This is a genomic window from Bradyrhizobium sp. BR 10289 (assembly GCF_019455385.1).
GTDB lineage: Bacteria > Pseudomonadota > Alphaproteobacteria > Rhizobiales > Xanthobacteraceae > Bradyrhizobium.
The window spans coordinates 312,915-326,652 of record NZ_JACOFR010000003.1; the positions used below are offsets into that span (position 1 = coordinate 312,915).

General features: G+C 64.9%; 14 protein-coding genes. 4 read left to right on the plus strand and 10 right to left on the minus strand.

Annotation, left to right across the window (positions count from 1 at the left end; all coding sequences use genetic code 11):
• Positions 1-60: 60 nt before the first annotated feature.
• On the plus strand, positions 61-891 hold the full coding sequence (locus tag HYH08_RS08080; protein WP_220009234.1) for an enoyl-CoA hydratase: 831 nt from the start codon (positions 61-63) through the stop codon (positions 889-891).
• 55 nt (positions 892-946) lie between these two features.
• On the opposite strand, the gene HYH08_RS08085 is transcribed toward HYH08_RS08080, so the two are convergent.
• On the minus strand, positions 947-1,570 hold the full coding sequence (locus tag HYH08_RS08085; protein WP_220009235.1) for a GNAT family N-acetyltransferase: 624 nt from the start codon (positions 1,568-1,570) through the stop codon (positions 947-949).
• 78 nt (positions 1,571-1,648) lie between these two features.
• A complete protein-coding gene (locus HYH08_RS08090) occupies positions 1,649-1,852 on the minus strand; it encodes a DUF1127 domain-containing protein (RefSeq protein ID WP_220009236.1) in 204 nt (67 codons plus the stop codon).
• Between the two features lie 110 nt (positions 1,853-1,962).
• On the opposite strand from HYH08_RS08090, the gene HYH08_RS08095 reads away from it, so the two are divergent.
• Together HYH08_RS08095 and HYH08_RS08100 are read left to right on the plus strand one after the other, a co-directional pair.
• A complete protein-coding gene (locus HYH08_RS08095; protein WP_220009237.1) occupies positions 1,963-2,862 on the plus strand; it encodes a transcriptional regulator GcvA in 900 nt (299 codons plus the stop codon).
• Positions 2,863-3,004: 142 nt separating this feature from the next.
• Complete coding sequence (locus tag HYH08_RS08100; protein WP_220009238.1) at positions 3,005-4,339, plus strand: MFS transporter; 1,335 nt, start codon at positions 3,005-3,007, stop codon at positions 4,337-4,339.
• A gap of 56 nt (positions 4,340-4,395) precedes the next feature.
• On the opposite strand, the gene HYH08_RS08105 is transcribed toward HYH08_RS08100, so the two are convergent.
• From HYH08_RS08105 to HYH08_RS08115, 3 genes are read right to left on the minus strand one after another with little or no spacing between them, the layout of a single operon-like run.
• The gene (locus HYH08_RS08105; RefSeq protein ID WP_220009239.1) at positions 4,396-4,809 is read right to left on the minus strand and encodes a Rieske (2Fe-2S) protein; all 414 of its coding nucleotides are present in this window, start codon (positions 4,807-4,809) and stop codon (positions 4,396-4,398) included.
• The gene (locus HYH08_RS08110; RefSeq protein ID WP_220009240.1) at positions 4,809-5,918 is read right to left on the minus strand and encodes an amidohydrolase family protein; all 1,110 of its coding nucleotides are present in this window, start codon (positions 5,916-5,918) and stop codon (positions 4,809-4,811) included. The genes HYH08_RS08105 and HYH08_RS08110 overlap by 1 nt, the downstream gene beginning before the upstream one ends.
• 25 nt (positions 5,919-5,943) lie before the next feature.
• Entirely contained in the window at positions 5,944-7,002 is a 1,059-nt protein-coding gene (locus HYH08_RS08115; protein ID WP_220009241.1) for an amidohydrolase family protein, read from the minus strand.
• A 138-nt stretch (positions 7,003-7,140) separates the two neighbouring features.
• Between HYH08_RS08115 and HYH08_RS08120 the strand changes: the two genes are divergently transcribed.
• Positions 7,141-7,623, plus strand: coding sequence for a CinA family protein (locus HYH08_RS08120; RefSeq protein WP_220009242.1), 483 nt, complete (start codon positions 7,141-7,143; stop codon positions 7,621-7,623).
• A 167-nt stretch (positions 7,624-7,790) separates the two neighbouring features.
• Here HYH08_RS08120 and HYH08_RS08125 read toward each other — a convergent pair whose 3' ends face one another.
• The 5 genes from HYH08_RS08125 to HYH08_RS08145 all read right to left on the minus strand — a co-directional run bounded on the left by HYH08_RS08125 (position 7,791) and on the right by HYH08_RS08145 (position 13,482).
• Positions 7,791-8,066 carry a DUF1488 family protein gene (locus HYH08_RS08125; protein ID WP_220009396.1) on the minus strand — a complete coding sequence of 92 codons (276 nt, stop codon included), beginning with the start codon at positions 8,064-8,066 and terminating at the stop codon, positions 7,791-7,793.
• 76 nt (positions 8,067-8,142) lie between these two features.
• Positions 8,143-9,612 (minus strand): AMP nucleosidase, encoded by a 1,470-nt coding sequence (locus HYH08_RS08130; RefSeq protein ID WP_220009243.1) that lies wholly within the window; start codon positions 9,610-9,612, stop codon positions 8,143-8,145.
• A gap of 268 nt (positions 9,613-9,880) precedes the next feature.
• Complete coding sequence (locus tag HYH08_RS08135) at positions 9,881-11,215, minus strand: HlyD family type I secretion periplasmic adaptor subunit (RefSeq protein ID WP_220009244.1); 1,335 nt, start codon at positions 11,213-11,215, stop codon at positions 9,881-9,883.
• A complete protein-coding gene (locus HYH08_RS08140) occupies positions 11,212-12,960 on the minus strand; it encodes a type I secretion system permease/ATPase (RefSeq protein ID WP_220009245.1) in 1,749 nt (582 codons plus the stop codon). The genes HYH08_RS08135 and HYH08_RS08140 overlap by 4 nt, the downstream gene beginning before the upstream one ends.
• A 252-nt stretch (positions 12,961-13,212) precedes the next feature.
• Entirely contained in the window at positions 13,213-13,482 is a 270-nt protein-coding gene (locus HYH08_RS08145; protein WP_220009246.1) for a GlsB/YeaQ/YmgE family stress response membrane protein, read from the minus strand.
• Positions 13,483-13,738: the final 256 nt, after the last annotated feature.

The following is a 13,738-nucleotide window of genomic DNA, read 5'->3' on the forward strand; positions in this document are numbered from 1 at the left end:
GCGAACAAAGGTGGTGGGCACGTTTTCGTTTTGCCCACCCGACCAGAGCAGGGAGGATCAATGACCACGGAAACCACCATCGACACCGGCACCAGCGAGCTCCTCTGCGTCATCCGCGACCGCGTCGCCGTGATCACGCTGAACCGGCCGGAGGCGCGCAATTCGCTGTCGGAAAATCTGACGCCGGCGCTGCGGACGATGATCCGGACCTGCGGCGAGAGCCCCGATGTCGGCGCGCTGCTGATCACCGGCGCCGGGGAAGCATTCTGCGCCGGCGGCAACGTCAAGGGCATGGGCGCGCATCGCGATCCGAAGAAACTCGAAATGTCGTTTGACGACAAGGTCGCCGATCTCCAGGAGCGGCAGCGGCTACTGACAGGCGCGCTGGTGTCGGTGCGCAAGCCGACCATCGCCGCCCTGCCCGGCCCCGCGGTCGGCGCCGGGCTCGCCATTGCCATGGCCTGCGACATCCGCATCGCCGCGCAATCGGCCTTCGTCGCCACCGGCTATGCGCGCATTGCGCTGTCCGGCGATTACGGCATCGCCTGGCTGTTGACGCGCCTCGTCGGCACCGCACGGGCCCGCGAGCTGCTGTTCACCGGCGACCGCGTCGATGCCTCGCGCGCCGAGGCCATCGGCCTCGTCAACCGCGTCGTTCCCGACGACAAGCTGCAAGCCGAGGCCTTCGCGCTGGCAAAATCCCTCGCCGAAGGCCCGCGTCTCGCACTGCGCTACATGAAGGACAATCTCGACGAGGCCCTGCTGTTCGATTTCGAGACGGCGCGGGATCATGAGGCCGAACGGCTTGTGCGCCTGACCACGACCGCCGATCACAAGGAGGCAGTGCAGGCCTTCATCGAGAAGCGGAAAGCCGTGTTCACGGGGAAGTAGGAAGTAGAAAAAAAGTGCCCGGCACTGGCTTTGCCAGGCCGGGCTCGGAGTGGCGTCAGGCCGAGGCTGAGGGGCTTTCGGCCTGACGGGAAAGGGCGGCGAGACGCCAGCTCGCGCAGGGAATGTCGTTCGGCGCGACTGAAATCTCCTTGTCGAAGCGCACCAGCTTCCAGTCGTCGGGATGGTTGACGAAGGCAAAACCGGATTTGCGCGCGAGCGAGATCATGGTGACGTTGGAACGCAGCGTGTCGCCGAACATGTGCTCGGCGCCCAGCGCCGCGGCGCGGCATTCGAGATTCTTCATCAGCGCGGTTGCGATGCCATGGCCCTGCCAACGGTCGTCAACCGACAGGCCGAACTCGAGCGTCGACGTCTCGGCATGGAGCGCATAGCGCGCTTCGGCTACGATGGTTTCAAAACCATCGACCATCTTGGTCGCAACCACGGTGAAACGCTCGCGCGCACCGACGTCGAGGAATTCGCTCAAGAGGCCCTTCGGCAATTCGCTGATCGCGCCGAAGAAGCGGTTGTAGCGGGAGCGGGTCGTGAGCGAACGGAAATAATGCTGAAGCTCCTCGGTGTCGCGCGGCTCGATGAAGCGGACGTTCACCGTCTCGCCGTCACGGGTCCGCAGCACGTCCGAATATTGCTTCAGATCTTCCAGGCGAATGGTGGTCATGACACGTGCCCCAGAGGGATCAAAGGCGAAAGGGACCGCCGGCGCCCCAAAGTCAGGCGGCGCCGGCCTGGCGGCCAATCAGGCCCGCCAGAAGGGTTTCTCGGCTTCGAAGGCAATGTCGGACCAGGACAGGCCGACGTCCTGGAGGTCTCGGTTGGTCCAATGGGCGAGCTCCCGACGGGTCCGGTAGCGCTCGTGCCAGACGTGAAGGGTCTCGCCGATCTGGTAGAGGAGGCCCGGTGCATGATGATTTGTCATCGAATTGTGGGTCAAAGTAGACATCTTCAGCTCCTGGAGCTAATTTGACGGCCAGTATCTGCCTCCGGGTGCGCTGCGACAAACGACAATTTGTACCCTTTCGCATGAAATAACGTCATGTATCCTGCTGCCAGATGACTGCCAGATTGCCCTCCCTGAACGGCTTGCGGGCGTTCGAGGCCGCCGCGCGCCATCTCAGCTTCACGCTGGCCGCCAGCGAGCTGAACGTGACGCAGACTGCGATCAGCCATCAGATCCGGCGGCTGGAAGAGGAGCTCGGCATCCGCCTGTTCATCCGGCAGAACCGCGCGCTGGCACTGACGCCGGAGGCGCGCGACTACCTTCCCGGCATCCGCGCGGCCTTCAACGATCTGCGGCTCGCCACCGACCGGCTGCTGCGCAAGGACGACGACAAGGTGCTGACCGTCTCGACCCTGGCCTCGCTCGCGGCGAAATGGCTGCTGCCGCGGCTGACGGATTTCCAAGAGCAACATCCCGGCATCGATGTCCGCATCACCACCTCGACCAGCCTCGTCGATTTCCAGCGCGACGATGTCGATGCCGCCATTCGCTACGGCCGCGGCCAATGGCCGGGGCTGCGTGCGGACTGGCTGATGGCCGATGAGCTGTTTCCCGTGTGCAGCCCGTCGCTGCTGCGCGGCGACAAGCCGCTACGGCAGCCGGAAGATCTGCGCGGCTACCCGCTGCTGCACACCTCCAACGCCAACAGCGACGACTGGCGGCTGTGGCTGACCGCGGCGGGCCTGCCGGCCGACATCGCGCGGCAACCCGGCATCACCTTCGACATGATCTTCATGACCATCCAGGCCGCGATCGACGGCATTGGCGTGGCGATGGGCCGAACCTCCTACGTGCAGGACGACATCGCCAAGGGCCGGCTCGTCGTTCCCTTCAAGATCGCGCTGCCGGCCGATGCCGGCTTCTACCTGGTCTCGCCGGAGGGCCGCCGTGAGGCGCCGAAACTCGCTGCCTTCCGACAATGGATCGTTGCTGCAACGCAAAATAAGGCCTGAAAAATCATCAACTTCCCCGGCAAATTCGATTGACTCGTACCGTCTCGCGCGGGAAGGGGTAGACAGATTGTCACAGCATCAATCTGTCGCCTTGCCGCGAAATGAATTCCGGTCCGGCCGCGTCTTCCAGGGGAGTCAATTCATGGCTGGACCAGCAGCAGCTTCATCCAATCCGCCCGCCATCAAGTCGCGCATCGGCGCGATCCTGCGCGCGACCAGCGGCAATTTCCTCGAGCAGTTCGACTTCTTCCTGTTCGGCTTCTATGCCGCCGCGATCGGCAAGGCGTTCTTCCCCTCGACCAACGAGACCGCGTCGCTGCTCAACACGTTTGGTGTGTTCTGGCTCGGCGCGTTGATGCGGCCGGTCGGCGCCATCGTGCTCGGCGCGTACATCGATCGCATCGGCCGTCGCCAGGGCCTGATCGTCACGCTCGGCATCATGGCGGTCGGCACCGTCGTCATCGCGTTCTGTCCGAGCTACGCCACGATCGGTCTCGCAGCCCCCGTGATCGTGCTGATGGGACGCCTCTTGCAGGGATTTTCCGCCGGCGTCGAGCTCGGTGGCGTGTCGGTCTATCTCGCGGAGATCTCGACACCGGGCAATCGCGGCTTCTACACCTCGTTCCAGTCGTCCAGTCAGCAGGTCGCGATCTTCGTCGCCTCGATCCTCGGCTATCTCTTGTCCGAAGTCATGCCGGCCGACACGGTCGCGTCCTGGGGCTGGCGCATTCCCTTCTTCGTCGGCTGCCTGATCATCCCCTTGATCTTCTTCCTGCGTCGCACGCTGGAGGAAACGCCGGCCTTCCTCGCCATGAAGAAGCACCCGACCGCGCGTGAAGTGTTCGCCTCCGCGCTCGCCAACTGGCGCATCGTCATCCTCGGCATGATGATCGCGATCCTGACCACGACGACGTTCTACTTCGTCACCGTGTACACGCCGACTTTCGGCAAGACCGTGCTGAAACTGTCGACGCAGGATGCACTGCTGGTGACGCTGCTCGTCGCTGTCACCAACTTCATCTGGAATCCGGTCGGCGGCGCGCTGTCCGACCGCATCGGCCGCAAGCCGGTGCTGATCGGAATCGCCACCCTGGCGCTGCTCACCGCCTATCCTGCGCTGAGCTGGCTGGTGGCCGCACCGACCTTCGGCAAGCTGCTCGCGGTCGAGATGATGTTCTCGTTCTATTTCGGCATGTACAGCGGCACCATGCTCGGCGCCCTTGTCGAGATCGTGCCGGCGCATGTGCGCACCACCTGCTTCTCGCTGGCCTTCGCGCTCGCGGCGGCGCTGTTCGGCACCTTCACCCCGTTCGCCTCGACCTGGCTGATCGATCAGACCGGCAACAAGGCCATGCCCGGCGCCTGGCTGATGTTCGCAGCCGCGCTCGGCATCATCGCCGCGCTGATCGTCTATCGCGGCGGCGGCAAGGCGGTGCCGACGTATGATACGGCGGCGGAGCCTGTGGCGGGGCATTAAGGGCAGTGTCATTCCGGGGCGCCTCGAAGAGGTGAGCCCGGAATGACGGCAGAGGCTTACAGCTCCACCACCACGTAATCGCTCTCGATCTTCACCGGAATCGTCTCGGCGACATACGGGCCCTTCACCACGGCTGCACCCGGCTCGACATGGGCCGGATAGGCCTTCACGCGGAAGCGGCGGGGGTCGCAGTAGGACTGGCCGGTGCGGATGTCGAATTCCCAGCCGTGCCATGGGCAGCGGATAATCTCGCCCAACTTGGTGTATTCGATCTCGCCGGGATCGCGCGATTGCGCGAGGCCGATCAGCGGGCCCTCGCACAGCGCCGCGCCCTGATGCGGGCAGCGGTTCATCAGACCGAAATACTCGCCCTTGATGTTGAAGACCGCGATCGGCCGCCCATCGATCTCCAGGAATTTTCGTGTACCCGGCGGAAGCTCGTCCACGGGCGCAATCACGTGTCTTGCCATCAGGAAACGCCGTAGAGCTTCTTGGCATTGCCGAGATAAAACGCCTCGCGATTGGCCTCGCTGACGCCGGCCGGCAGCACGCGCGTCGGCTCGTCATAATCCCAATGCGGATAGTCGGTCGCGAACAAGAGGCGGTCCCAGCCGATCCATTTGATCACGTCGAACAGGTCTTCGCGCCGTTCCGGATCCTCCATCGGCTGCGTCGTCCACCACACCTGCTCGCGGATATATTCCGACGGCGGCCGTTTGACATGCGGCACTTCGCTCCTGAGCCGCTGCCAGACCTTATCCAGGCGCCACGCCAGCGACCGTGCCCAGCCGAAGCCGGCCTCGATCATCACCATCTTCAGTTTCGGGAAGCGCTCGAACACGCCTTCCAGCACCAGGCTCGCCAACGCCGATTGCTGGCACTGTGAATGCCCGACCATCTCCTCGATGTAATAGGACGGCCAGCCCGAGGGCGTGATCGGATTGCCACCGAAGCCGAAAGCGTGCACGCCGACCGGAAGACCCGCCTCTTCCGCAGCCTGATAGATCGGCCAATAGCGGCGCTGGCCGAGCGGCTCGACATTGCGGCTGAGCAGCAGCACCTGGACGAAGTTCTTGTCGCCGGCGCGCTCGCGGATTTCGGCGGCGGCCGAGAGACCATCCTCATTGCCGACGACGATGGACGCCTTCAGGCGCTTGTCCTTGCTGGTCCATTTGTCGATCTGCCAGTCGTTGATCGCCGAGCACAGCGCAGCCGACAGTTCGTGATTACGGATGCCCTGCCCGGTGTTGAGCGGATTGAGCACCCCTAACTGCACGTTGTTGGGATCGAGCAGCTGCTTCTGCATGAAGGAGAGCGAGGAGCCCTGCGGACCGCCTTCCGGCGGATAAGCATCGCGGCGCGAGGCGTTGGGCTGGGCCTTCGGATAGGGTGGGCCTTCCATCATGCCCTGATAAGCGTGGACGCCGTAAACCTCGAGATGATGCTGCCAGCGTTTGGCGAGATAGGGATAGAGCTCGGTGCGGGTGGCGCGCGCCGGATGGATGTCGCAGTCCGCGATTGCGGTTTTCGTCGTCTGCGGGGAAGCGGCCTCTAGACCTTCGCGGAACTGGATATTCATCGCCTTGCCTCCTTTGGCAGCGGGCTCATGTCAGTCGGGGATAGGTTGCATGCGGATTGTCGATCATGATCTTGCGCACGAGATCGGGCGACAGGCCCTCGGGCAGCGCATCCTGGCCTTCGAACTGCCAGTGCGGATAGTCCGTCGAGAATAGGACCAATTCGTCGGACTGCATATGATCAAACAGGCGAATTAATGTCTCGGAATCGGGCGGTGCATCAAATGGCTGTAACGAGAAACGGATGTTGCTTCGCACAATCTCGAGCGGCGCGCGATCGACCCAAGGCGTCTCCATCCGCACCCCGCGCCAGAATTTGTGCAGCCGCCAGAGATAGGGCGAGATCCAGGAGACCCCGGATTCCAGCATCACCATCTTCAGCCCAGGATATTTGGCGAACACGCCCTCGACGATCAGGCTGGTGAGCTGGGTCTGGAACGCCTGGGCCTGCCCGACATAATCCTCGATGTGGTAGGAACCCCAGCCCACCGCGGTCGGCGGATTGTGATAGGCGGAACCGGCGTGGACGCCGATCAGAAGGTTCAGCCGTTCCGCCGCCTCATAGATCGGCCACAGCGCGCGCTTGCCGAGCGGCGTATCGCCCATCACCAGCATCAGGACCTGCACGAAACGCTCGTCTTGCGCACAGCGCTCGATCTCGGCGACGGCCTTCTCGACGCTTTGCGAAGGGATCACGATCGAGCCACGCAGGCGTGAATCGCGATCGAGCCATTCCTTCGCCAGCCAGTCGTTCAGCGCGCGGCAGAACGCGGCCTGCATGTCCTCGGAGAACACCATTTGCACGCCGTAGAGCGGATTGCAGATGGCGAAGTTGAGCTGGAAGGGGTCGAGCACATGGCGCTGCATGTCCTCCAGGCTTTCGCCCGGCTTGCCTCTCTCGGGGCGCCAGTCGGGCCGCGCCGTGATCGGCGAATTCTGCGGATAGGATTGCGAGACCAGATCGACCATGCCGCGCGTCGTCACCTGATCGCGCCAATAGTCGTTCAGGTGGGGCAGCAGGCTGGTCAGATGCGGCACGGACGGATGCACGTCGCAATCGATGCCGCCGGCGATCAGGGACGCCATCACGTCTCCTTCACGTTTCCTCTGGATCTTCTTGTGCCGCCATTCAAGCAGGCCTGCCCGTCGCCCGCAACTCGGCCAACGCTTCCGTCATATGCTAGGAAGGCGCAGCTCGGTTGCGAGGGAACAAGGGGTGTTGGGATGAAAGAGCTCGTCGGCATTGCCGAACAGGTCGCGGCCAGACTGATCGCGCGCAAACAAACCATCGCGGTGGCGGAATCCTCGACCGGCGGCCTGATCGCGGCCAGCCTGCTCGCGGTGCCCGGGGCGTCGGCCTATTTCCTCGGCGGCGCCGTCGTCTACACCCGCGATGCCAGGCGCGTGCTGATGGATATTTCGGACGAAGGAATGAAAGGCTTTCGCTCCTCGTCAGAGCCCTATGCAAAGCTGCTGGCCGAACAGATGCGCAGCCGCTTCAGCTCCGATTGGGGCCTGTCCGAGACGGGAGCGGCGGGGCCCACCGGCAATCGCTATGGCGATGCCGCGGGTCACAGTTGCATGGCGGTCGCGGGTCCCGCGGCCGAGGTGATGACGCTGGAGACGGGGAGCAGTGACAGATTTTCGAACATGCAGGTGTTCGCGGCGGCGGCGCTGAAGCTGTTGCTGGGCAAGCTGGAGGGGTGATTGCGGCCGTGTGAGTGAGTCGACGCAATCTATCCACCAACACAGCTGTCATCGCCCGGCTCGACCGGGCGATCCAGTACTCCGAGGCGGCTGTAATTGAACCGTTAGGCCGCGGCGTACTGGATTCCCCGCTTTCGCGGGGAATGACAGCGGAGAGGGTGGTGGCCTTACCTTCCCAGATGCCGCATGAATATCCGCACGACGTATCCCTGCACCCGCGGCGCCTCGTCGTAGAGGTCCGACGCGATGCGCTCGATGGTCTCGCGCAGGGACAGGAATTGCGCCTGCCGCGCGCTGCTCTCGGTGCCCTGCATGCCCGCCAGCTCATCCATGGCCGCGTCGGAGATCTGGCATTGCACGACCTCGTCTTCACGCATCATCGTGAAGCGGAAGGCCAGCCGTTCGCGGTCATGGCCGATGATCCTGTCGCGCAAGAGCGGCATTGAAGAAGGTCCGGTCGGCTCCGCGCCGATCATGTCGGGATTCCCCGGCCTGTCAGCCGCGGAGGGGTGCCTCGTCCTACTGGAACGCGACTTCGGCGAAACTGCGGAGCTTTCGCGAGTGCAGACGCTCGGATTCCTGCTGCTTGAGCCGCTCCAGCGCCTTCAGGCCGATCTCGAGATGCTGGCCGACCCGGCGGCGGTAGAATTCGCTGGCCATGCCGGCGAGCTTGATCTCGCCATGCAGCGGCTTATCGGAGACGCAGAGCAGCGTGCCGTAGGGGACACGGAAGCGGTAGCCGTTGGCGGCGATCGCGGCCGATTCCATGTCGAGCGCGACCGCACGCGATTGCGACATGCGGCGGATCACCTCCGGGCCCGAGATCTCCCAGTTGCGGTTGTCGACGCTGGCGACGGTGCCGGTGCGCATCAGCCGCTTGAGCTCGAAGCCTTCGAGGCCGGTGACGTCCTCGACCGCCTGCTCGAGCGCGACCTGCATCTCGGCCAGCGCCGGGATCGGCACCCACAGCGGCAGCTCGCGGTCGAGCACATGGTCCTCGCGCACATAACCATGCGCCAGCACGTAGTCGCCGAGGCGCTGCGTGTTGCGCAGGCCCGCGCAATGGCCGAGCATCAGCCAGGCATGCGGGCGCAGCACGGCGACGTGGTCGGTGACGTTGCGCGCGTTGGACGGGCCGGTGCCGATATTGATCAGGGTGATGCCGCGATAGCCCGGCATCTTCAGATGAAAGGCCGGCATCTGGGGCATGCGCGTCGGCGCATCTCCGGTCGTCGTGCCGCCGCTGCGCGTGATGACATTGCCGGGCGCGACGAAGGCTTCGAGACCGGCCTCGCCCGCCTGAAGCCGCTGCTGGCAGGCTTGCGCGAAGGCGTCGACATAGAACTGGTAGTTGGTGAAGATCACAAAATTCTGGAAATGCTCGGGATCGGTGCCGGTGTAGTGATAGAGCCGGCGCAGCGAGTAATCGATGCGGGCGGCGCGGAACAGCGCGAGCGGCTCGGGCGCGCCCGCCTGAAGCTCGAACGTGCCGTCAGCGATGGAATCATCCATCGTGGCGAGATCAGGCACGTCGAACGCATCGCGCAGCGACCGCGTCACCGTGGAGTTCTCGCTCGTGGTGATGGCGCCTTCGATGTTGATGTCGCGGCGATAGGCAAAGTGGATCGGGATCGGCTCGGACGACTCGCCGATCTCGACGGGAACGCCGTGGTTCTGGATCAGCAGGCCGATCTGCTCGGTGAGGTAGGCGCGAAACAGGTCCGGCCGCGTCACGCTGGTCTCGTGCACGCCGGGGCCTGCGACGAAGCCGTAAGCGAGACGCGAATCCAGCCGCGCATGCGTCGCGGTGGTGAGGCGGACGAACGGGTAATAGGCCCGCACCCGCGTCGTGACCGCCTCGCCGTTGACATAGGCCTCGAACCGGTCGCGCAGGAATTTTGTGTTGCGCTCATAAATCTCTTCGAGCCGCGCGACGGCAAGGCCCGCGTCAGTGAAGGACTTTGTGGCGATGGTGGGAGGAGATTGCATGGTTCGACCGCCGGATGAGCTGGAGCTTTAAGTCGAACTATAGCAAGAACAGGGAGACGCGTCAGCGAAGTGCAGATTCGTACGCCCCACGTACCGCTGTCATGCCCCGGCTTGACCGGGGCATCCGGTACGCCGCGGCCTCTCGGTTCAATCACTGACGTCTCTGGGATACTGGATCGCCCGGTCAAGCCGGGCGATGACAGCGAGTATGCCGCCCGAGATCCCGGATGCGCGCTAAGTGCGCTCCGGAATGCCGCGCTTTCGCGCGTCACTTCTCTCTGAACGCGCGCATCAGCTGGTCGTGCAGCGGCTTCATCAGGTAGGACAGCATGGTGCGGTCGCCGGTCTGGACGAAGGCTTCGACGGGCATGCCGGGGATCAGCTTGGATGCGCCGAGGCGGGCGACTTCCTCTGCCGGCAGCGAGACGCGGATCGTGTAGTAGCTCTGCCCGGTGCGCTGGTCGGTGGTGACGTCCGGCGAGACGCGGCTGACGACGCCGTTGAGCTCGGGCGTGGTGCGCTGGTTGAAGGCGGACAGGCGCAGCAGCGTCTTCTGGCCGATCTGGAGCTTGTCGATGTCGACCGGATTGACCTTGGCCTCGACCTGGAGGTCGTCGGCCTGCGGCACGATCAGCATCAAGGCATCACCGGCGGTGACGACGCCGCCGACGGTATGCACGGTCGATTGCAGCACCATGCCGTCTTGCGGCGCGCGGATGTCGACGCGGCGGAGCTGGTCCTCGGCGGCGACCTTGCGCTCGATCAGCTCGCCCATCTTGTCGGTGGTCTCGCGCAGATCCTTGGAGACCTCGCTCACCATGTCCTTGTCGACCTGGATGATCTGAAGCTCGGTCTCGGTGATCTTGCCCTTGGCCTGTGCGCGCGAGGCGATGTATTGCGCGCGCTCGCCGTTGAGGCGGGCCGAGTCGCGCTCGAGCTGGGTCAGGCGCGAGATCTGCACAAGGCGCTTGTCGTAGAGGTCGCGGACGCCGGTGAGCTCGTTCTGGACCAGCGCGATCTCCTTGTCCTTGGCCTTCTCCTGCGCGGACAGGCCCTCGATCTCCTCGTTGAGCTGGAGGACACGCTCGCGCAGCTGCGCCTTCTGGCCGGCGCGGCCGTTGACGCGGACCTCGAACAGCTTGGTCTCGGCATCGATCAGCGCCTTGACGTCGGGATCGCTGGCGCGATCCAGCAGGGCTTGCGGGAACTCGATCTTGTCGAGACCGCGCTGCTCGGCCTGGAGCCGCGCCGTGCGCGCCTGCGCGGCGTCGAGATTCTTGACGACGATGGCGAGGTTCGCCTTGGTGACGGTGTCGTCGAGCCGCACCACGATGTCGCCGGCCTTGACCACGTCGCCGTCGCGGGCGCGCAGCTCGCCGACCACGCCGCCGGTCGGATGCTGCACCTTCTTGACGTTGGATTCGACCACGATCTGGCCCGGCGCGATCAGCGCGCCCGAGATCAGCACGGTCGAGGCCCAGCCGCCGAGACCGAGGGCCAGGACCAGCACGATCGCGATGCCGAGGATCAGATGGAACCTGATGGAGTCCCGCACGGTCTTCTTTGCAGCGGGCTTGCCGCCGCCGATCGCCATCGTGCTCATGCCTTTGCCACTCCGCCTTCGCTGACGACCTTGATCGGTGCCGGCGGGGTCGCACGCGGCTGGAGCACCTGGGAGAGGACCTGCTCCTTCGGACCGAAGGCCTGCATGCGGCCGTCGCGCAGCACCAGGATCTGGTCGACCGCCTCGACGCCGATCGGACGGTGCGCCACCACGATGACGATGGCGCCGCGCTCGCGGGCGCTGCGGATGGCGCGGGTCAGCGCCTCGTCGCCTTCGGTGTCGAGATTGGAATTCGGCTCGTCGAGCACGACCAGGAACGGATTGCCGTACAGCGCGCGCGCCAGCGCCACGCGCTGGGCCTGCCCTGCGGAGAGCGCCGTACCCTGCTCGCCGACCTGGGTGTTGTAGCCCTCGCGCATCTTGATGATCATCTCGTGCACGCCGGCTTCCTTCGCCGCAGCGATGATGGCGTCGGACGTCGCCTCGGGATCGAAACGGCTGATGTTCTGCGCGATGGTGCCGCCGAACAGCTCGACGTCCTGCGGCAGGTAGCCGATGTGGCGGCCGAGGCTATCGGATGACCATTGATCGAGCGCCGCGCCGTCGAGCCGCACCTTGCCGCGGACGGGGTGCCAGACGCCGACGAGGGCGCGGATCAGCGACGATTTGCCCGAGCCGCTCGGCCCGATCACGCCGAGGCCGTTGCCGGCCTGAAGCGCGAAGGTGACGTCCTGCACGATCAGGCGCTGGTCGCCCGGCGGCACCATGGCGACGCCCTCGACCGAGAGGCGGCTGGTCGGCGCCTGCAACTGCGTCGGCGTGGCCTGGGCCGGCATCTGCTCCAGCAGGCGGGTGAGGCGCTGCCAGCTCTGGCGGGCCGCGACGAAGGATTTCCAATGCGCGATGGCCAGATCGACCGGCGCCAGCGCGCGGGCGGACAGGATGGAGCCGGCAATGATGATGCCGGCGGTCGCTTCCTGGTTGATGACGAGATAGGCGCCGACGGCGAGGACGGCCGATTGCAGCATCATGCGCAGCACTTTTGCCACCGCGCCGAGACCGCCCGAGACGTCGCTCGCGCGCTGATTGCCGGCGAGGTATTTTTCGTTGGCCTCGCTCCAGCGTGCGTTCATCCGGCCCGCCATGCCCATCGACACCATGACTTCGGCGTTGCGGCGGCTGGCGGCGGCGAGATCGTTGCGCTGGGCGGCAAGGCCCATCGCCTCCTTGGCCGGCTGGCGCGACATGAATTCGGTGACCAGCGTCAGGCCCACCAGGATGATGGCGCCAACCAGCGCGGTGACGCCGATCATGACGTGGAAGGCGAAGCAGATGGCGAGGTAGAGCGGCAGCCAGGGCAGGTCGAAGAACGCGCTCGGACCCATGCCGCCGAGAAAGGAGCGGACATTGTCGAGGTCGCGCAGCGGCTGCAGGCCCTCGTTGCGGCTGCCGACCAGAAGCGGCAAGCGCACGACGGTGTCGAACACGCGCTTGTTGAGGGCCTCGTCCAGCGCGGTGCCCACGCGCCCTAAGATCCGGTTGCGGATCATGTCGAGCACGCCCTGGGCCATGTAGAGGAAGCTTGCCAGGATGATCAGGCCGACCAGGGTCGGAACGCTGCGGCTCGGCAGCACCCGGTCGTAGACCTCCAGCATGAAGATCGACCCGGTCAGATAGAGCAGGTTGATCATGCAGCTGATCAAGCCGACGCCGACGAAAGCCATGCGACAGGCGCGCAAGGCGTCACCGAGCTCCGAGCGGCGGACGCCGGGTATGGCTGCCATCAGTCTGATCTCTTTCAGGTAAGGGGCAAGGCCCCTGAATTCAAAGGCAAATCGAGGGGTACCCGCCCGGGATTAATATCGGGTTCTCCCCCGCGCGCAACGTGATCGAATTAATCCAGGCCCCGTCACATCTACCCGGGACGGCCTGATCCGCAAGTCCGGTATTTCACAGTCTTTGCGGCTTTTTATGGCAGACAACGATGCCTCCCCCCGGCTCCGGGGAGAGGCGAAGGTTCCGATCGATCGACCGCGCTAGAGCCGTCCGCCGCCGCGGACCAGGCGGACCACCAGAAGCAGGATGATGGCGCCGATCGCGGAATAGATGATCTCCGAGACCAGCCCGACGCCGAGATGGATGCCGAGCTTTGGGAACAGGAAGCTGGCGACGAACGCGCCGGCGATGCCGATCACGATATCGCCGATGATGCCGAACCCGCTGCCGCGCACCACCTTGCCGGCGAGCCAGCCGGCAACCAGGCCGACGAACAGGATGACGATGAGGCCTTGGCCAGAAATGTACATAAGTCGAAGTCCCTCTCCATGAACGGGGCCATGGAACCGGAACCGGGATGAATAGGGTCTGAATGGCCGGCTCGGACCTAAAAGGTCGAAAACAACCCCATGCACAGTAGAAGCGGGCCCAGCCGTCGGCGCGCGGTGAGCTGTGACAAGCTGCTATTGTCGTGGAGGAATTTCGAAGACGCGCGAGATTGCAGCTGAAGGGCGCGCTGCGTTCGCTTTCGAGCTTCCTCTCATTCCCTCCCCTTGCGGGGAGGGA